15 protein-coding genes are annotated in these 18,643 nt (G+C 70.9%); 11 read left to right on the top strand and 4 right to left on the bottom strand.

Going from position 1 to position 18,643, the window contains the following annotated elements; genetic code table 11:
• Nucleotides 1–71: 71 nt before the first annotated feature.
• The 3 genes from HD595_RS26615 to HD595_RS26605 all read right to left on the bottom strand — a co-directional run bounded on the left by HD595_RS26615 (nt 72) and on the right by HD595_RS26605 (nt 2,707).
• Nucleotides 72–1,031 carry an IS481 family transposase gene (locus HD595_RS26615; RefSeq protein ID WP_253773570.1) on the bottom strand — a complete coding sequence of 320 codons (960 nt, stop codon included), beginning with the start codon at nt 1,029–1,031 and terminating at the stop codon, nt 72–74.
• Nucleotides 1,032–1,128: 97 nt separating this feature from the next.
• Nucleotides 1,129–1,938, bottom strand: a complete 810-nt coding sequence (locus HD595_RS26610) for a TrmH family RNA methyltransferase (RefSeq protein ID WP_253773568.1) — start codon at nt 1,936–1,938, stop codon at nt 1,129–1,131.
• Nucleotides 1,931–2,707 carry a DUF4184 family protein gene (locus tag HD595_RS26605; RefSeq protein WP_253773567.1) on the bottom strand — a complete coding sequence of 259 codons (777 nt, stop codon included), beginning with the start codon at nt 2,705–2,707 and terminating at the stop codon, nt 1,931–1,933. The genes HD595_RS26610 and HD595_RS26605 overlap by 8 nt, the downstream gene beginning before the upstream one ends.
• A gap of 234 nt (nt 2,708–2,941) precedes the next feature.
• Between HD595_RS26605 and HD595_RS26600 the strand changes: the two genes are divergently transcribed.
• From HD595_RS26600 to HD595_RS26550, 11 genes are all read left to right on the top strand, one after another.
• The gene (locus HD595_RS26600) at nt 2,942–3,577 is read left to right on the top strand and encodes a cation diffusion facilitator family transporter (RefSeq protein ID WP_253773566.1); all 636 of its coding nucleotides are present in this window, start codon (nt 2,942–2,944) and stop codon (nt 3,575–3,577) included.
• Nucleotides 3,578–3,711: 134 nt separating this feature from the next.
• Nucleotides 3,712–5,484, top strand: coding sequence for a substrate-binding domain-containing protein (locus HD595_RS26595; RefSeq protein ID WP_253773565.1), 1,773 nt, complete (start codon nt 3,712–3,714; stop codon nt 5,482–5,484).
• A gap of 165 nt (nt 5,485–5,649) precedes the next feature.
• A complete protein-coding gene (locus tag HD595_RS26590) occupies nt 5,650–7,206 on the top strand; it encodes a sigma factor (RefSeq protein ID WP_253773564.1) in 1,557 nt (518 codons plus the stop codon).
• Between the two features lie 286 nt (nt 7,207–7,492).
• Nucleotides 7,493–7,861, top strand: coding sequence for a hypothetical protein (locus HD595_RS26585; protein WP_175593937.1), 369 nt, complete (start codon nt 7,493–7,495; stop codon nt 7,859–7,861).
• Nucleotides 7,858–8,985, top strand: coding sequence for a GNAT family N-acetyltransferase (locus HD595_RS26580; RefSeq protein ID WP_253773562.1), 1,128 nt, complete (start codon nt 7,858–7,860; stop codon nt 8,983–8,985). Before HD595_RS26585 ends, HD595_RS26580 begins: the two co-directional genes overlap by 4 nt.
• A gap of 189 nt (nt 8,986–9,174) precedes the next feature.
• The gene (locus HD595_RS26575) at nt 9,175–10,008 is read left to right on the top strand and encodes a glycosyltransferase family 2 protein (protein ID WP_175601976.1); all 834 of its coding nucleotides are present in this window, start codon (nt 9,175–9,177) and stop codon (nt 10,006–10,008) included.
• A gap of 17 nt (nt 10,009–10,025) precedes the next feature.
• A complete protein-coding gene (locus HD595_RS26570) occupies nt 10,026–10,973 on the top strand; it encodes a glycosyltransferase family 2 protein (RefSeq protein ID WP_253773560.1) in 948 nt (315 codons plus the stop codon).
• Nucleotides 10,970–11,767 (top strand): polysaccharide deacetylase family protein, encoded by a 798-nt coding sequence (locus HD595_RS26565; protein WP_253773558.1) that lies wholly within the window; start codon nt 10,970–10,972, stop codon nt 11,765–11,767. The genes HD595_RS26570 and HD595_RS26565 overlap by 4 nt, the downstream gene beginning before the upstream one ends.
• Entirely contained in the window at nt 11,760–13,076 is a 1,317-nt protein-coding gene (locus tag HD595_RS26560; protein WP_253773556.1) for a lipopolysaccharide biosynthesis protein, read from the top strand. The genes HD595_RS26565 and HD595_RS26560 overlap by 8 nt, the downstream gene beginning before the upstream one ends.
• A 32-nt stretch (nt 13,077–13,108) precedes the next feature.
• On the top strand, nt 13,109–15,991 hold the full coding sequence (locus HD595_RS26555; RefSeq protein WP_253773554.1) for a hypothetical protein: 2,883 nt from the start codon (nt 13,109–13,111) through the stop codon (nt 15,989–15,991).
• Nucleotides 15,992–16,033: 42 nt separating this feature from the next.
• Complete coding sequence (locus HD595_RS26550) at nt 16,034–17,263, top strand: DUF418 domain-containing protein (protein WP_253773552.1); 1,230 nt, start codon at nt 16,034–16,036, stop codon at nt 17,261–17,263.
• An 18-nt stretch (nt 17,264–17,281) separates the two neighbouring features.
• On the opposite strand, the gene HD595_RS26545 is transcribed toward HD595_RS26550, so the two are convergent.
• On the bottom strand, nt 17,282–18,598 hold the full coding sequence (locus tag HD595_RS26545; protein WP_253773550.1) for a GH39 family glycosyl hydrolase: 1,317 nt from the start codon (nt 18,596–18,598) through the stop codon (nt 17,282–17,284).
• Nucleotides 18,599–18,643 lie beyond the last annotated feature (45 nt).

Below are 18,643 nucleotides of genomic sequence, written 5' to 3'. Positions count from 1 at the left end.
GTAAGCGCACCGATTCGCAGGGCACATGAGCAACCCTCTACTCAACTCACCGCGGTCATCGCAGCCGGCCGCTAGCTGTATTGACCCGCAGCGTTGTTGACGCGAGTGATCGGGGGTCGGCCTCCGAGTGCGGTGTGGCATCGGTGGTGGTTGTAGGTGTGCAGGAAGTCTTGCAGAGCTGCGGTGCGTTCGTCGTTGCTGGCGTAGGGGCGGATGTAGGCCCATTCCTCCAGCAGGGTGCGGTTGAAGCGTTCGACCTTGCCGTTGGTCTGGGGCCGGTAGGCGCGGGTGCGTTTGCCGGTCGCTCCGATGTCGGCCAGGGCTTGGCGCCAGGTGGTGCTGCGGCGGTAGGCCAGGGCGTTGTCGGTCAGCACGCGTTCGATCGTGGGGATGCCCAGGCCGGCGAAGTAGGTGGTGGCGCGGCGTAGGAAGGCGGCGCAGGTGCCGGCTTTCTCGTCAGGGTGGATCTCGCTGTAGGCGATGCGGGTGTGGTCGTCGACGGCCGAGTGGATGTAGTCGTAGCCGACGGTGCGGCTGGGGTGGTGGCTGCGTTGGTCGCGGCCGTGGATGCGCCAGCCGCCGCCGTCGGGGATGCGGCCGATCTTCTTGACGTCCACGTGCACGAGCTCGCCGGGGCGATCGCGTTCGTAGCGGCGGATCAGCTGGCCGGTGGGCCGGTCCAGCCATGCCAGCCGGTGCAGGCGATGTCTGGTGAGGATCCGATGCACGGTGGAGGTCGCCAGCCCGAGGATGGGCCCGATACGGGCCGGACCGAGCTTACGGCTGGTACGCAGCCGGCATACCTGACGCTCCATGTGGGCGGGGGTGCGGTGCGGCGTGGTGTGGGGCCGGCTGGGACGGTCGTGCAGGCCCGCCTCGCCCTGTTCGCGCCATCGACGTATCCATTTGTGGGCGGTGGGCCGGGAGATGCCCATTTCAGCGGCCACATGCGCGACCGGCCTGCCGGACAGGACGCGTTCAACGAGCAGACGCCGGCCATGAATGGTCAGCCGGGCGTTACGGTGGGACACGAGGCCTCCGCGCGGTGAAGATTCGACACCTACACCACACCGGAGGCCTCTCCTTTGATCAAGACCCCACTGTTAACAACGCTCGTGGTCAATACAGCTAGCCGCGCATCAGGCCGTGGCAGGCAATGGCGGCGGCGGCCACCACATTGAGCGAGTCCACACCGGCCTCCATCGCACGGGAGCTCATCGGGATGCAGACCGCCTCGTCGGCCTCCTCCAGCCACCGCGACGACAACCCGTCACCCTCCGACCCCAGCAGCAACGCCACCCGGTCCGTCATCTTCACCTCGTCGAGCGAGGTGACCGACTGGTCAGGCGTCAGGGCCAGCGTCTGGAAACCGGCCGCACGAATCTGATCCAGCCCGGTGAACCAGTCGTCCATCCGCGCGTACGGGATCGAGAACACCGCGCCCATCGACACCTTCACCGCCCGCCGGTACAACGGGTCAGCACATCGGGGCGACAAGATGATCCCGTCCACCCCCAGCGCGGCGGCACACCTGAAGATCGCGCCGACGTTCGAGTGGTCGACGAGATCCTCCAGCACCAGCACGCGCCCGGACGCGCCCCCCGCCAGGACGCTCTCCATCGGCGGCAGCGGCAGCCGGGCCATCGAGGCCAGGGCGCCGCGGTGGACCTGGAAGCCGGCGATCCCCGACATGATCTCGTCGCTGACCACGTACACGAGCGCGTCGCCGAGCACGTCCGCCAGCGACTCCAGCCAGCGGGTCGTGGTCAGGACGGAGCGGATCGGGTAGCCGGCGCCGATCGCGCGCCGGATGACCTTCTCCCCCTCGGCCAGGAACAGCCCGCGCGCGGCTTCGAGGCTCTTGCGCAGCTCCACGTCGCGCAGCCGGGTGTAGTCGGCCAGGCGCGGGTCCGCCGCGTCGGTCACGTACTCAAGCACCTTCTGATACTGCCATGCGCCTGGTGACCTGCCAGACCACCGCGTAACACAGGAGCACCAGGCCGAGGCCGACCAGGGTGCCGGCGCCGACCTTGGTGATGACGCTGGGCAGGCCGAGCTGGGGCGACGGCGGATCGACGACCGGCCACAGCAGCGCCCCGGCGATCGTGCCGACCGAGGCCGCGCCGAGGACGTAGAAGCGCACCCCGGACGGGATGACCAGCCGCTCGGGCGGGGCGACGGCGGCGATCCGCGACAGGCGGCGCCACGCCCACCACACGACCACGGCCAGCCCGACGGCCGACGAGCCGTACTGGAGCAGCCGGAAGAGCCTGATCACGCCGAAGACCGACACCTCCAGCCAGGGGCCCCAGCGTGCCGGGCCGCGGGCGTGGGTGAAGGAGTCCCACAGGACGTGGCTGGCCGCGCCGGTCATCGCCCCGAGGACGACGGGCAGCAGCCGGAAGCCGCGCCACGACGGCAGGAGGGTGGCGGCGCGGCCGGCGAGCGCCGGCGGCAGCAGGGCGATCAGCGGGTCCCGCAGCACCACGTGGAACAGGACGAGCAGCACGAGCACGGCCACGGTGTCGATGGTGAGCACGCCGCGCAACGAGTGCCAGTCGGTGTAGTCGGGCAGGAACGGCAGGAAGATCGGCAGGTCGGGCACCATGGCGCCGATGGCCAGTGCCCAGGGGTCGAGCACCTTGCGGACGCGCGACGACGACGCCAGTGGAAGCACCGCCGCGATGTGGCTCGGTGTGAACGGCACGGCCTGTCGAACCTCCCGTGAGTCCCCGCGGGTCACGTGGCCCCGATCTCTCCGGCGCGGGGAAGCGGCGACCCGGCGACCCGTGGAGTGATCCCCGGAATCGCCCTCCTGTAAGCGATCATTGAAGATTACCCGGCCGACCTTTGCCCCGCGCCATCGTGATCACGGAGGGTGACAGGTAGGGTACATACCGCTGCCGGCGGCCGGACGACGTCGGGGATTCGGGAGGTCAAGGTGCCTGACCAGCGGGTTCACGCGCATCCGGCCGCGTCGGCAGAGTGGCTGCGCGCGGCGCGGTCGGCGCGGGCGCTGTCGGTGGCGACGCTGGCCTGGCTCGGCCTGGAGAGCTCGCTCGGCCTGTGGGCCGGGTTCGGGGCGCACTCGGTGGCGCTGATCGGCTGGGGGTTCTCGGCGCTGGTGGAGGCAGCGGCGAGCCTCATCGTGGTGTGGCGCTTCACCGGCTCGCGGACCCTGTCGCCGGGCGCGGAGAGCCGGGCACGGCGCGCGGTGGCGATGAGCTTCTGGGTGCTGGCGCCCTATCTCGTGGTCCATGTCGCCTACGACCTGGATGCGGGTCACCGCGCGGTGCCGACGTCGCTGGGGATCGCGGTCACGGCGGTGAGCCTGGTGAGCATGCCCGCACTGGGACTGGCCAAGCGCCGGCTGGGCCGGCGGCTGGCGTCCCCGGCGACCGCCGGGGAGGGCACGCAGAACCTCATCTGCGCGGCGATGGCGGGCGGCGTGCTGGCCGGGCTGTGGCTGAACGCGGCCGGCTGGTGGTGGGCGGACCCGGTCATGGCGGTGGCGCTGGCGCTCGTCGCGGTACGCGAGGGCCGCCGGGCGTGGCATGGTGACGGATGTTGCCACTGAGCTTCACTCTCCGTCATACCCGCACCAAAAGGGCTGTTTTGCCGCACTAAGCGCACCGAGTATCGTTCCGGAGGTATTGCGGAGCATCTCCGGTCAGGGTCTCCGGAAGGTCTCAACACACCAAAGAGGACATCGTGGGGCGACACCGCACAGACGAGTTCGATGGCGGCTACCGAGCCCAGGAACCCGCTCCCCGTCGGCGCGCCGCCCGGGGCCGGGGCAGGGTGCTCGTCCCCCTCGCCGGGGCCGTCGCGCTGGCCGTGCTGCTGGGCGTCGCCGCGTTCGTCATCTTCAACCGCGACCACGACTGCTCGGCGGGCAAGCTGGCGCTGCGCGTGGTGGCGACCCCCGACATCCAGCCGGCCCTCAACAAGATCGCCGGCACCTACAACAAGGCCCTGCACTCCATCGACAGCCGCTGCGTCGAGGTGACGGTCACCAAGGAGGGGGCGGCCCGCACGGCCGGCGCGCTGGCCGCCGGCAAGGCGGCGGCCGACCTGTGGGTGGCCGACTCCAGCCTGGTCGTCGGCAGGCTGCGCAGCGATCCGGCGGGCGCCGCGCTGCCCGAGCCCTCCGGCTCGGCCGCCCTGTCGCCCGTCGTGCTGGTGACCGCCCAGAGCACGGCCGACAAGCTGTCCGCCAGCCTCCAGCCGAGCTGGGCCGGGATGATCGCCGCGGCGAACGTGGCCAACCCCGACGGCCCCGGCAAGAAGGTCCGCGTGCTCGCCCTCGACCCGGAGAAGAACTCCGCGGGCCTGGCCGCGCTGCTGGCCGCGGCGGGCTCGGCCAAGAAGGCGAAGCAGGACAAGGCGCTCGTGGGGGCGCTGAAGGAGCTGTCCGGGCAGGTCGTCTCCGATCCCGGCGCGCTGCTGGCCAGCCTCACCGTGAAGTCCGGCAGCAAGGTGCCGGTCGGCGTCGCCTCCGAGCAGAGCATCTACACCCACAACGCCAAGAAGCCCGACGCGCAGGTGGTGCCGCTCTATCCCGCCGAGGGCACCTACAACCTCGACTACCCGATGCTGGTCCTCGCCAAGGACCCCGAGGTGCGCAAGGCCGCCGCCGCCTTCCAGAAGGAGCTGACCACCGACTCGGCCCAGCGGACGCTGCGCGACCAGGGCTTCCGCACGCCCGACGGCAAGGGCGGCGACGTGCTGGCCAAGGGCAAGGGCTTCGTCTCGACCCTGCCCCGGCCGCTGGCCGCGCCCGACGTCAAGACCGTGGCGAGCATGGCGCAGACCTGGTCCCGGCTCAACCTGGGCAGCCGCCTGCTGACCCTGCTCGACGTCTCCGGCACGATGGCGCTGCCCGTGCCGGGCACCCAGCTGACCCGCATGCAGGCGATCTCCCGGATCGCCACCGAGGGGCTCAGCCTGTTCCCGGCCGACTCCGAGATCGGGGTGTGGGCGTTCTCCACGCACCTCGACGGCCAGGGCAAGGACTGGCGCGAGATGGTTTCGGTGGGCCCGCTGAGCGAGACCACCGACGGCCGGCTGCGCAAGGAGGCGCTGGCGACGCAGCTGGCCACCGTGCAGGCCAAGGCCACGGGCGACACCGGCCTGAACGACACGCTCAAGGCCGCCTACACCGAGATGACGAAGTCGTACCAGGAAGACAAGATCAACACGGTGCTCGTCCTCACGGACGGCGCCGGCAACGACGACCCCGACGGCGGCGTCGGCAACGCCGAGATCCTGTCGTTCCTCAAGAAGACCTACAACCCGAAGCGGCCGGTCAGCATCCTGCTGATCGCGTTCGGCCCGGACGCGCCCAAGGGCAAGAAGCAGATGGACGCCCTGGCCAAGGCGACCGGCGGCGAGGCGTACATCGCGGAGAACATCCTCCAGGTGCGCGACTTCTTCCTCCAGGGCATGGAGCGCCGGCTCTGCGCCCCCAAGTGCGACGGCTGATTTCGTCACACGAGTACCTTCCGTCCCCGTTCATGCCCGTTGGGCATGGATGGGTCAACCCGGTCCGGCGGGGCGGCGTCCTAGGCGCGTGGGGGACACACGCGAGCCGCGGGGAGGGTACTCGTGCCTGGATGGCCGACTGTCGACCGGACCGGGGACCATCGGTTGGCGGACGCGCTGCGGCGCGGCGACCACGGCGCCCCCGCCGACCTGTACGACGCGTACGGCGTGCGGCTGCACGACTACGCCTGCTCCCTGACCGGCGACGGCCACAGCGCGGGCGGCGCCGTGCACGACGCGCTGGTCACCGCGTACGGCCGCGCCGACCGGCTCAGGGACGAGACGCGACTGCGCGCCTGGCTGTACGCGCTGACCAGGGTCCAGGTCATGGCGCGGCTGGCGCACCGCGGCGGCGTCCCGGTGCAGGGTGTCGCGGCGCCGTCCGTGGACGAGCCGGACGACCCCGAGCTGGCCGCGCTGGTCCATGACGCGCTGAGCGAGATGGGCCGCCTCGACCGCGAGGTGCTGGAGCTGTCGCTGCGGCACGGGCTGACCGCGCAGGAGGCGGGCTCGGTGCTCGGCCTGACCTCCCGCCGGGCGGCCACCCGCCTGCGCCGCTCCCGCGACCACCTGGAGAACGCCGCCGCGGCCGTGGTCCTGGCCCGCGTGGGGCGCGCCCACTGCCCCGACCTGTCGGCGATGCTCGACTCGTGGGAGGGGCCGCTCACCCCGCTGCTGCGGCGCAGGCTGTCGGGGCACATCGGCGGCTGCGAGGTGTGCACGGAGGGGCGGCACCGCAAGGTGTCGGCCGAGCGGCTGCTCGACAAGGTCCCCGTGGCGTTCCCGCCGCTGTCGCTGCGCCGCCGGACGATCGCCACCTGCCTCGCCCCCGAGCGCGGCGAGGCCCGCACGCTGGTCCTGGAGCGGGGCGACAGCTTCGACCGCGACGGCTTCCCGGTCGCGCCCGGCCACCGGCCGCGGCGGCGGCCGGGCCGGCTCGCGCCCGTGGTGATCGCCGGCGCGTGCGTGCTCGCGGCGACGGGCGCGGTCATCGTGGCGAACGCCGCCGCGGGCGGCGCGGCCTTCCGGGCGGCGCCGTCGGCGAGCGCCGTCCCCACCCCTGCGGAGCAGATCGAGGAGCCGAACGAGGAGCCGAGCGAGGGGACCCAGGAGCCCGCCGAGGATCCGGCCGAGGACCTCGCGGACGGGCCGGAGACCGGCCCCACGCCCGGGCGGACCCCGGCGCCCACGGCGTCGCCCCGCCCGACCCCGCGCGCCGTCGTCACGGCCGCCACCAGCCGCCCGGCCACGAGCCGGCGCCCCGTGGCGGGCGCCCGGCTCAGCGCCGTGTGCCCCGGCGCCCTCGACGGGTCGGCCAAGGTGGGGCTGCGCGCCCGCAACGCCTCCGTCGCGTGGAGCGCCAGCGTGACCTCGGGCCTGGACGTCTTCCCGTCGAGCGGGTCGATCAGGGCGGGCGGCTCGGTGGCGGTCTGGGTGACGGTCTCCGACCCGGACACCGCGGGCGGCGGCACTGTGTCGTTCGTCTCGAACGGCGGGCGCGCGAGCTGCCGGCTGTCGTGGGAGGGCCGGAGCGAGGTCTCCGAGCCGCCCACCGGCGAGCCGACGCGGCTGCCCGACGACACGCCGTCGCCGGACGACCCGCAGGGCGTCGCCTCACCTGCGGGCACCGCCCTGGCGGAGTCCCGGACGGGACAGGAGTGACGCTCGATACCTCAACGGATGGTAGATCCACCGTAAATACGAACTAGGATAAATCGGGCCCTGGCTCGAAGATCGGGTCATCTATAGGGCATCCTGGTGTGCTTGGGGACCGCACCGGCGCCGGGCAGCGCACTGTCCGTGTGCCCTAAGTCACGGGAAAAAATCGCCCCTCCGGTAAACCGGAGCGCGTCACCAAGCGTCGGCATTGACGTGTCCATGGACGGATTGGTCCCATGAAAAGCGATCAATCGCGCCTTTGCCCAAGCCAGGACCAGGAGAACGGTAAATGATCAAGCACCGCCGAGCGCTCGCGTGGCTGCTCGGGCTCGCGTGCGTCGCGGGAGCCGTGATCGCGTTGTTCGACATCGAGACGCCGCTGCGCCCTTTGCTGATCTCTCTGTTCCTGCTCGTGGTCCCCGGAGCAGCCGTTGTCGGGCTGTTGCGAGATCGTGACCCGCTCGCGGCGCTGTCGGTGGGCGCCGCGGCCAGTCTCGTGGTGAACGTACTTCTCGCCCAGGCCATGCTCCAGTTCGACGCCTGGTCTCCCCGGGCGGGGGTGGCGACGATCGCCGTGCTCGGAGGGTTCATGTACGTGCTTCGCGTGTTGTACCGGGGGAAGAACATGCAGACCGAACAGGGGGCCAGGGCCAAGTGAAGATCACGGTGGTCCGCCCGGGCGAGCTCGGCGAGTCCGAGAGAGCCCGCTGGCGCGCGTTGCAGAAGGCCGATCCCAGCCTGGACAACCCGTTCCTGTCCGTCGAGTTCGCCGTGGCCATGGACCGCTTAAGGGATTACGTGCGGGTCGCGGTCATCGACGACGGCACCGGCATCGTCGGTTTCTTCCCCTACGAGCGCCACAGCTTCGGCATCGGCAAGCCCCTCGGCGGCTTCCTGACGACCTGCCACGGCCTGATCTCGGTCCCCGGTCTGAAGGTGGACGTGCGGGCGCTGCTGCGCGCCTGCAGGCTCACCGTCTATGACTTCGACCACCTCGTGGCGGGGCAGCCGACCTTCGCGGCCTACGAGTCCGACGTCCGGCCCGCGCCGGTCATGGACTTCACCGCGGGCTTCGACGCCTGGCTGGAGCAGGTCAAGGCCAACTCCCCGAAGAACCTGAAGACCGTGCGCTACAAGGAGCGCAAGCTCGGAAGGGAGCAGGGCGAGCTGCGCTTCGAGTACGCCTCGGCGGACCCGGAGGTGCTGCGCGTCCTGCTCGGCTGGAAGTCCGACCAGTACCGGCGGACGGGCCGCGTCGACCGGTTCGCGCAGCCCTGGATCGTCGAGCTGATCGACCTCATGCACGCCGAGCGCTCGGCCGACTTCAGCGGCGTCCTCACCATGCTGTACGCGGGGGAGAAGCCGGTCGCCGGCCACTTCGGCCTGCGCACGGCCACCACCATCGTCGGCTGGTTCCCGGCCTACGACACCGAGTACGCGCGGTACTCACCGGGCATCGTGCACCACCTCCGCATGGCCGAGGCGGCGGCCGAGGCCGGTGTGCAGATGGTCGACATGGGCAAGGGCGGCAAGGAGTACAAGGACTGGCTCAAGAGCGGCGAGCTGTACGTGTCCGAGGGACGGGTCTCCCGCCCCTCGCCCGCGGCGGCCGTCCACTGGATGGGACGAGTTCCCTTCAACAAGGCGCGAACAATCGTCCTTGATCGGCCGTCTCTTTATAAGGCGGCCGACCGAGTCCTCAAGGGCTTCGGGCGGGTCCGCAGTTCCATCCAGCAGGAGTCGTCCAACTCAGTCGTCAAGGAGCCCACCGGAGCGCGCTGACCCCCGTCCCGGCCAGCGGTGAAGCACCACGAGCACCACAGCACCAGAGCAGCAGCAGAGCACCCGTAACGCACCACCCTCACTCCACTGGACCCGTGCGCCGATCAGGGATCGGCTGTTCCCACCAGCACCCGGGAACGGCCGGCCCAGGCTCGCGTGGAGGCGGGTCCCGGAAGGATTTAGCTCACCATGAGTCCCGAGAGCACCAAGTACAACGGCAAGGCGCAGATCACGCCGCTGCGCTCGATGCCACCGATCGAGCGCTTCACCCCGATCACGCCGCACATCGCCATCTCGCCCACCGTCAGCGTGGTCGTCCCGGCGATGAACGAGGCCGAGAACCTCCCCCACGTCTTCGCCACCCTGCCCCAGTGGATCGACGAGATCGTGCTCGTCGACGGCAACTCGGTGGACGACACGGTCGAGGTGGCCAAGCGCCTGCGTCCCAACGTGAAGGTCGTCACCCAGACCGGCCGCGGCAAGGGCGACGCCCTGGCCGCCGGCTTCGCCGCCTGCACGGGCGACATCATCGTGATGATCGACGCCGACGGCTCGACCGACGGCCACGAGATCATCTCCTTCGTGGGCGCGCTGGTGACCGGCGCCGACTTCGTCAAGGGCTCCCGGTACGCGGCCGGCGGCGGCAGCGACGACCTGACCTTCAGCCGCAAGTTCGGCAACAAGGTGCTCACGGGCCTGGTCAACATGATGTACGGCACCCAGTACACCGACCTCTGCTACGGCTACAACGCCTTCTGGGCCCGTCACCTCGACGTACTCGACCTCGACTGCGACGGCTTCGAGGTGGAGACCCTGATGAACGTCCGCGCCGCCAAGGCCGGGCTCAAGGTGCACGAGGTGCCGAGCCACGAGCGCTGCCGCATCCACGGCGAGAGCAACCTGCACGCCGTGCGTGACGGCCTGCGCGTGCTCCGCACGATCCTGCGCGAGTGGCGGCGCCAGCCCACGATCCCGCAGCCGACGCCGGCCGCCGCGCCCGCCGCCGACCGGGGCGTCGCCTGACCAGCACTGGAAGAGGGATGGCAGTGAGAACGTCTGTCGTCATCTGCGTCTACACCGAGGAGCGGTGGGAGGACATCAGGCAGGCCGTGGAGTCGGTCGAGCGGCAGAGCCGCCGGCCGCACGAACTGATCCTGGTGGTCGACCACAATCCGGACCTGCACCTGAAGCTCAAGCGCACCTATCCACAGGCCATTGTGGTGGAGAACACGCACGAGCAGGGGCTCTCCGGCGGCAAGAACACCGGCGTGGCCACGGCCACCGGTGACATCGTCGCGTTCCTGGACGACGACGCGGTGGCCGACCCCGGCTGGCTGGAAGCTTTGGAGGAGGGTTTCCAGGACCCGGCCGTCGTCGGCGTGGGCGGACGCACCGACCCCATGTGGGCCTCGCGGCAGCGGCCGCGCTGGTTCCCGTACGAGTTCGACTGGACCGTCGGCTGCACGTACCGCGGCATGCCGGCGGTGCGGGCGCCGATCCGCAACGTCATGGGCGGCAACGCCGCCTTCCGGCGGGAGGTCGTCTCCGAGGTGGGCGGCTTCCACAGCGGCATCGGCCGCAGCGTGCAGGGGCGCAAGAGCAGGCCCCTGGGCTGCGAGGAGACGGAGTTCTGCATCAGGCTGAGCCAGCGCAAGCCGGGCTCGGTCATGCTGTACGAGCCGCGCGCGGTGATCGGGCACAAGGTGTCGGCGCAGCGCGAGCGCTTCGCCTACTTCAGGTCCCGGTGCTACGCCGAGGGGCTGTCGAAGGCGCTGGTGACGCGCGAGGTGGGCACCCAGGACGGGCTGGCCAGCGAGCGCGCCCACGCCCTGAAGACGCTGCCCCTGGGCGCGCTGCGCGGGCTCGGCGAGGCGGTCCGCGGCGACGTGGGCGGCCTCGGCCGCTCCGTCGCGATCGTCGTCGGGCTCGCCTGGACGACCTGGGGATACGTGGTCGGGTCCGCCCGGCTCAAGGGAGCCCGATCGTGATCAGGGTGCCCATCCTCATGTACCACTCGGTGACCGACCGTCCCAACGAGGAGACCCGCCCCCACTCGGTACGCCCCTCCGATCTGGAGGAGCAGCTCACGTACCTGGCGGAGGGCGGGTTCACCCCGTTGACCTTGGGCGATCTGGTCTCCAGGCTGAACAAGAACACGGGTATGCCCGTCAAACCAGTCGTGGTCACCTTCGATGACGGCTACGCCGACTTCCACACCCACGCGCTGCCCCTGCTGGAGCGCCACCGGTTCCCCGCCACGGTCTTCCTGACCAGCGGCTGGGTCGCCGACGCGGGCGCCGACGCGGCGGGCAGACCGCTGGACGACATGCTGAGCTGGGGTCAGGCCCGCGAGATCGCCCAGACGGGCATCGAGATCGGCGGCCACAGCCACAGCCACCCCCAGCTCGACCAGCTCCCCACCGAGGAGCTGCGCCAGGAGCTGCGCCGCAACAAGGGCCTGCTGGAGGAGAAGATCGGCGCACCGGTCGCCACCATGGCCTACCCCTACGGCTACTCCAGCGCGCGGGTGCGCCGCGAGGTGCGCAAGGCCGGCTACTTCGCCGCCTGCGCGGTGAACAACGCGATCGCCGCCGACCGGCACGACATGCTGGCCATCCCCCGGCTGACGGTGGCCAGGCACACCACCATCGGCATGTTCCGGCGCGCCGTCGAGGGCAGCGCCGTACCCCTGATCTACCTGCGCGAGCGCGTCCTCACCAAGGGGTACGCGGTCGTGCGGCGGACGAGGTACGGCCTGCAGCGGGTGCGCGGAAATGTCTAGGCTCTGGCGGCGGCTGCTGCACGACCTGCGCAACCCGCTGTTCCGCAACGGCTACGCGCTCATGGCCAACACGGCGATCACCGCCACGCTCGGCATGGGCTACTGGCTGCTGGCCGCGCACTACTACTCGCCCGAGGAGTTCGGCCGCGGGCAGGCCGTGATCACCGCGATGCGGCTGTTCGCGTCGCTGACCGCGCTCGGCTTCGTGGGCGCGCTCGCGCGCTTCCTGCCGCTGGCCGGCCGCCGCACGCCGGAGCTGGTGCTGCGCGGCTACGGCCTGGCGGCGGCGACGGGCGGGGTGGCCGCGGTGGGCTTCCTGCTCACGCTGCCGCTGTGGGGCCGCACGTACTCCGCGCTGGGCGGCTTCGGGCCGGGTCTGTTCTTCCTGGGGTCGGTGCTGGTCTGGGCGGTCTTCACGCTCCAGGACGTGGTGCTGACGGGCCTGCGCAAGGCCACCTGGGTGCCGCTGAACAACCTGGTCTTCGGCGTGGTCAAGATGGGCCTGCTGGTGGCGCTGGCGGGCGCGCTGCCCGAGGGGGGCATCTTCGTCTCCTGGATGGTGCCGACCGCGCTCGCGCTCATCCCGGTCAACTGGTTCATCTTCTCGGTGGTCATCCCCCGGCACGTCAAGGACTCCGCGGAGGTCGCGGCGCCGCCGACGCTGCGCGAGGTCGGGCGCTTCCTGGCGGGCGACTTCCCCGGCACGCTGTCGATCCTGGCGATCGTCTACCTGGTGCCGGTGGCCGTGGCCACGCAGGTGGGCGAGGCCACGTTCGGCCGCTTCTCGATGGCCCACACGCTGGGCTGCATGATCGAGCTGCTGGCGATGAACATGGCGGTGTCGCTGACCGTCGAGGGGTCCTTCGACCGCTCGCAGCTCGCCGAGAACTGCCGCCGGGCGCTGCGCCGCGCCTTCATGATCATCACGCCGATCATCGCCGTGACGGTCCTGGGCGCGCCGCTGATCCTCATGATCTTCGGCTCGGAGTTCGCCACCGAGGGCTCGACGCTGCTGCGGCTCATGGCGCTGGCCGTGCTGCCGCGGGTGCTCATCGAGGTCTACCTCAGCTCGCTGCGGGCGCGCAGCGAGGCGCGGGCCCTGGCGCTGGTGCAGATGGGCCTGGCCGCGCTGGTGCTGGTCTCGATCACGGTGCTGTTCCCGTTCGCCAACGTGAACGCGGTGGGGTACGGCATGCTGTTCAGCGAGCTGCTGGTGGCGGCTTTGATCTTCGGGAAACTTCGTAAAGTTCTCACTTACGGCGAAACAGAACCGCCACGCGTCGCCCAGGGGTCGCACGGGGCCTCATGATGGTCAACGTGAGGCAACGGGACGGCGATGGAATGACAACCGGGTTCACAGGCTCCTCCGAGCTCAACGGCGAGACGGAGGAGGAGTCGGGCGCGCCCTTCGATCCGGACGCCACGGGGGTCATCCCGCGGATCATCCTCGATCTGGGCTCCGCCGACGGCGCCTCCTCCGGCAAGGCCGAGGAGAAGGCCCCGGCCGACGGCGACGACCAGGCGGCCGCCGAGGCCGACGGCGCTCCCGAGGACCAGACCGACACCGACGCCAAGTCCGACGTCGAGGTCGCGGTCGAGGTTGACGCCGACGCCGAGACCAAGGCCGACGTCGGCACCGTGACCGACGCCGACCCCGCGACCGAGGACCAGGCCGACGCCGAGGACAAGGCCGGGGCCGAGGCGGAGGACGACGCCGACGCCGATACGACCACGGCGATCCGGCTGCCCGCGAGCTTCCGCGTGGGCGGCCCGCCGACCGTCCCCGACGTCAAGCCCACGGCGGAGGAGCCCGCCGAGCCGCGGAAGGACGCCTCCCCCGAGGCCCCGCCCGCGCCGCCGACGACCCCGTTCAGGGCCACGCCCCCGCCGGCGTCCCCGCAGCCTCCCGCCGCCCGGGCCGCCTCGCCGGCGCCCCCGACGACACCGGCTCCGGCGGCGTCCCCGCAGAAGCCGGCTCAGGCGGCCCCGCAGCCGCGCCCCGAGACGGCTCAGGAACGCGAGGCGCCCGCGAAGGGCGCCGGGGCGGCCTCCGCGACCGCCGCGGCCCCGCAGGGCCTCATGGCCCGTCTGAGCGCGCTCGTCAGCAGCGCGCCCGGCTGGCTGCCCGCCCTGCTCACGGTCGAGGGGCTCATCCTGTACGTGCTCGCCCTGCGCGTGCCCCCGGGGCCGCTGCGCGGGGTCGATCCCACGAACATCAACGGCCTCGGCCTGATCTCGGCCCTGCCCGCCAGCGCGTTCGCCGCGATCCTCATCATGCTGGTGGCGTTCTTCGTGACGGTCGCCCAGTCGACCGACCGCAAGTTCCTGCTGCTGTTCCAGATCGCCACGATCACGTTCGCGCTGCACGGCGCGGGCGCCCTGGTGGCCACCGAGCCGCGCTTCCCCACGGCCTACATCCACGCGGGCTTCGTCGACTTCATCGGCCGCACCGGTGAGACGGCGATCAGCATCGACGCCCGCATGGGCTGGCCGGGCTTCTTCGCGCTGTTCGCGTTCGTCACCAAGGCGGCCGGCATCACGGACATGACGCCGATCCTCATGTGGACGCCGCTGCTGTCCAACCTGCTCTACCTGCTGCCGTTCGTACTCATCCTGCGCCAGGTCGTGGCGACCACGCGGGCGCGCTGGTTCGCGGCGCTGCTGTTCGTCCTCGTGCAGTGGATCGGCCAGGACTACTTCTCGCCACAGGGCTTCACGTTCGCGCTGTACCTGGCGTGGGTGGCGATCCTGTTGCGCTGGTTCGGGCGCGTCGAGCCGCGCACCAAGCCGGTGCCGGACAAGGGCTGGCGCAAGTGGCTGGGCCGCCTCGACGCGATGACGCCGGGCGAGATCGCCAACACCGGCACGTTCCGCGCCGACAAGCTGCTCATGCTGACGCTGCTGCTGGCGCTGTTCTTCGCCTCGACGGCCTCGCACCAGATCACGCCGTTCATGATGCTCGGCGTCATCACCGCGTTCCTCATCTTCAAGCGGACGTCGCTGACCTGGTCGCTGCCGTTCTTCCTCGGCCTGGTCGTGCTGGCCTGGATCAGCTACGAGACCGTGGGCTTCTGGGCCGGCCAGATCGACGCGATCTTCGGCGGCCTGGGCAAGATCTTCGACAACCTCCAGCGCAACACCGGCGACCGCATCGCGGGCAGCGACCCCGCGCACGCGCTGGTGCTGAAGGCCCGGCTCGGCATCCTGGTCGTGATCCTGTCGCTGGCCGCCGCCGGCCTGCTGCGCCGGCTGCGGCGCGGGGTGTTCGACCGGGCCGCGCTGATCCTGCTGTGCGTGCCCGTGCTCGCGCTGGGGCTGCAGAGCTACGGCGGCGAGATCGGGCTGCGCATCTACCTGTTCGCGATGCCCGGCGCGTGCCTGCTGGCCTCGTACGCGTTCTTCCCGAACCTGCCGGCCGACAGCGCGGACGTGCGCGAGGAGACCGTGCCGATCCGCAAGCGCAACGTGCGCTTCAACCCCGAGCTGACCCGGAAGCTGTCGGTCCTGCTCGCGGCGGGCTTCGCGGTGCTGTTCGCGATCTCCTTCCTCGTGGCCCGCTACGGCAACGAGAAGTTCGAGCGGGTGACCACCGGCGAGGTCGCGGCCATGCACTACGTGTACGCGCACGACAAGCCGAGCGCCCGCGTGCTCTACCTGGTGCCCAAGGAGGGCCCGGAGGTCACGCCCACGATGCCCTGGGGCGAGAAGGACGTGGAGCTGGTGAACTTCAACGGTCAGGCCCTGGTCTACAAGGACCCCTCCAACATCACCGGCGCGCTGAAGAAGCTCAAGGCGAGCCCGCGCAACACGTTCCTGGCGGTCACGCGCGGCCAGGTCAGCTACCTCCAGCTCAACGAGGGGTTCCCGGAGGGCTGGGGCGAGAAGTTCCGGGCGGCGCTCGACGCCTCGTCCGAGCTGAAGCGGGTGTACTCCAACGGCGACGCCGCGCTCTACACGTTGAAGAAGTTCGTCAGGGGCACGGAGATCCCCGATCCCCAGCCGTACAAGGGCCGCGGCGACCCCACGTCGCCGTGGACGCCCGTCGGCATCGCGGCGCTGGCGCTGACGTGGGTGACGCTGTTCGCCTACGAGGTGATCCGGCTCCACGGGCCCACCCGGGCGCCCAGGGCGCGCAAGCGGCTGCTGTTCGTGGCGATTCCGGCGTTCGTGGTGGCGGTGGGCGTGATAGCAGAACGCTTCATCTACATCGCACTAAATAACTGAACTCACAGGAACCTCTCAGGTAATGCGGGATGATGTTCCGTGATGACGGCACAACGGACAGACGGCGCCACGCAGGGCGCGAGGGCGTCGAGGATCACCTCGGTCGACGCCCTCCGCGGCTTCTCCCTGCTCGGGATCCTCCTGGTCAACATCGCCTTCCTGGCCTCCGGCTTCCGGATGGCCGGGATGGCGGAGCCCGCGTTCCAGTCCACGCTCGACTGGGGCGTGCGCTGGAGCGTGACACTGTTATTGGAGAACAAGTTCTACCTGCTGTTCTCCTTCCTGTTCGGCTACAGCTTCACGCTGCAGCTCGACTCCGCGGTGCGCCGGCGCATGCCGTTCACGCCGATGTTCCTGAGACGGGTGGCGGGGCTGTTCCTGATCGGCATCGCGCACGCCGTGCTGCTGTTCCCCGGTGACATCCTCACGACGTACGCGGGGGTGGGGCTCGCACTGCTGCTGCTGCGCAAGCTCTCGCCGAAGAACGCGATCATGCTGGCGGTCGTGCTGACGAGCCTGCTGGCGCTGGGCTTCGTGTTCCTGGCCGGGCTGGCGGCGCTGGGCCTGGACACCGCCGGCACGGTGTCCCACGGCGTCGCCGAGGCGATCAAGTCCGACCGGTCGCTGGCGGGCTCGGCCGGCCAGATCGTCTCCGAGCACCTGCGCAAGCTGTCCCTCATCGTGCTGCTGCGCCTGCTGTTCCAGGGGCCGGCCGTGCTGGCCGCCGCGCTGATCGGCCTCGCGGTCGGCAAGCTGGGCCTGCTGCGCGACCCGTCGGCGCACACCAAGGCGCTGCGGCGGCTGCAGTGGGTGGGCTTCACCGTCGGGCTCGGCGGCGCGGCCGTCTACACGATGTCGGCGTGGACCGGAACGGTGCACAAGTTCCTCGGCGAGGCCCTGGACCTCGTGACCGCGCCGCTGCTGGCCGCCGCCTACGCTGCCACGTTCCTGCGCCTGCTGCCGCACATGCCGCGCCTGGCGGGCCTGCTGGCGGCGCCGGGCCGCATGGCGCTGTCCAACTACCTCGGCCAGTCGCTGATCTGCGGCCTGATCTTCACCGGGTACGGCATGGCGCTGGTGGACCGGGTCAGCCCGCCCTCGGAGGTGCTGATCGCGCTGGGCATCTTCACGGCGCAGGTTACCTACAGCCGGCTGTGGCTGCGCGGGCACCGGTACGGCCCGGTGGAGTGGGTGCTGCGCTACCTCACCTACTGGAACCGGCCGGGGCGGACCCTGGAGGCCGCCCCGGCCCCGCAGGCCGCCCAGCCCTGACGAAGCAGCACTGACGAATCAGCCCTGACCCCGCCCGCTCCACTTGATCTCGTACGGCTTGAGCGTGACCTGCCTGCCGTCCACGGTGGCCGTCACGTCGCGGTCGGCGGTGTTGACCATGACGAGCTGCTGGGCCTGCGCCAGGACCTTGACCCGCGCGTCCGACGACTGCACCTGCTCCAGCGCCACCCCGACGGGGAACCACCGCGTGAAGCCGCTGAGCAGCCCCGCCATGGGCATCTCCTGGCCGTCGGCGGCCCACACGCAGCCGTGGCACTCCTTGACGCCACCCTTCTGCTGCGGGTTCCAGTAGAGGGCCGAGGTGACGCCGCTGCGCGCGAACTCCATCATCGTGGTCGCCTGGACGGCGGTGCGCTTCTCCTCGCTCCAGCCGCTGTTCTGCGGCTCGACGTACCACTCGGCCCACCAGACGGGCATGTCGTTGGCCTTCTTGCGCAACCACGAGGTGATCGCGCCGAACTTGGCCTGCGCCGCGAAGTCGTCGGGGACGTTGCCCTTGTCGGTGGTCATGGTGGCGCCGTCCACGACGATGAAGTCGGCGCCCTTCTTGTGCTCGATCCAGTACTCGATGGCGTCGAGGGCGCGCTGGTCGACCGTGCCCCACGGGCCGCTCAGCTCGGAGGGGCCGGGGGCGGCGGTGGTCTCGATCGGCACGTACGGGCCGCCCACCTGGATGTCGCCGTCCACGCGCTTGAGAGCGTCGTAGACCTTGTTGTACAGCTCGGTGTAGCCCTCGGCGTCCCACCGGTTGGTCGTGGGGTCCCAGAAGCCCTTGAACTCGTTCCAGACCATGAAGTGCTTCACGGTCGGGTACTGCCGGGCGATCCTGGCCGCGAGCTTGGCGAAGTCGTCGAAGTGCTCGCGCTCGGGGGCGACCGTGTGGTTCTTGCTCCAGTCGGTGCGCCCGGCCTGGCCGCCCTTCATCCAGTCGGGGGCGCAGCAGAGCGTGATGACCGGCATGCCGCGCGAGGACGCGATGAACGACATGCGGCGGTTGAGCTCGGTGAAGTTGTACTGGCCGGGGCTCGGCTCGGGGTTGCCGGCGCCCCAGCCCATGATGTGCTGGTTCTGCAGGAGGGGGACGCGGCCCAGGATGCCCTTGGCCTGCTCGGCCACGGGCCGCGGAGCGTTGTCGGCGCTGTACTGGGTGTGGGTGACGCCCCAGCGCGGCCAGTTGTCGAGCTTCGGCGGCGGCGCGAGCGTGGGGGCGGGCTGCGACGGGCCGGCCTTGGCCACCTCGCCGCCCTTGAACTCGTCGCGCGAGCCGCGCGTCCCCGCGTACACCATGATGCCCACGACCAGGAGTACCGCCACGATCCCCGCGCCCACCGCCAGTGGCCACGGCGACCGTCTACGGGC

The organism is Nonomuraea roseoviolacea subsp. carminata (assembly GCF_024172185.1).
Taxonomy (GTDB): domain Bacteria; phylum Actinomycetota; class Actinomycetes; order Streptosporangiales; family Streptosporangiaceae; genus Nonomuraea; species Nonomuraea roseoviolacea.
This window is presented reverse-complemented; position numbering and strand designations above follow the sequence as displayed.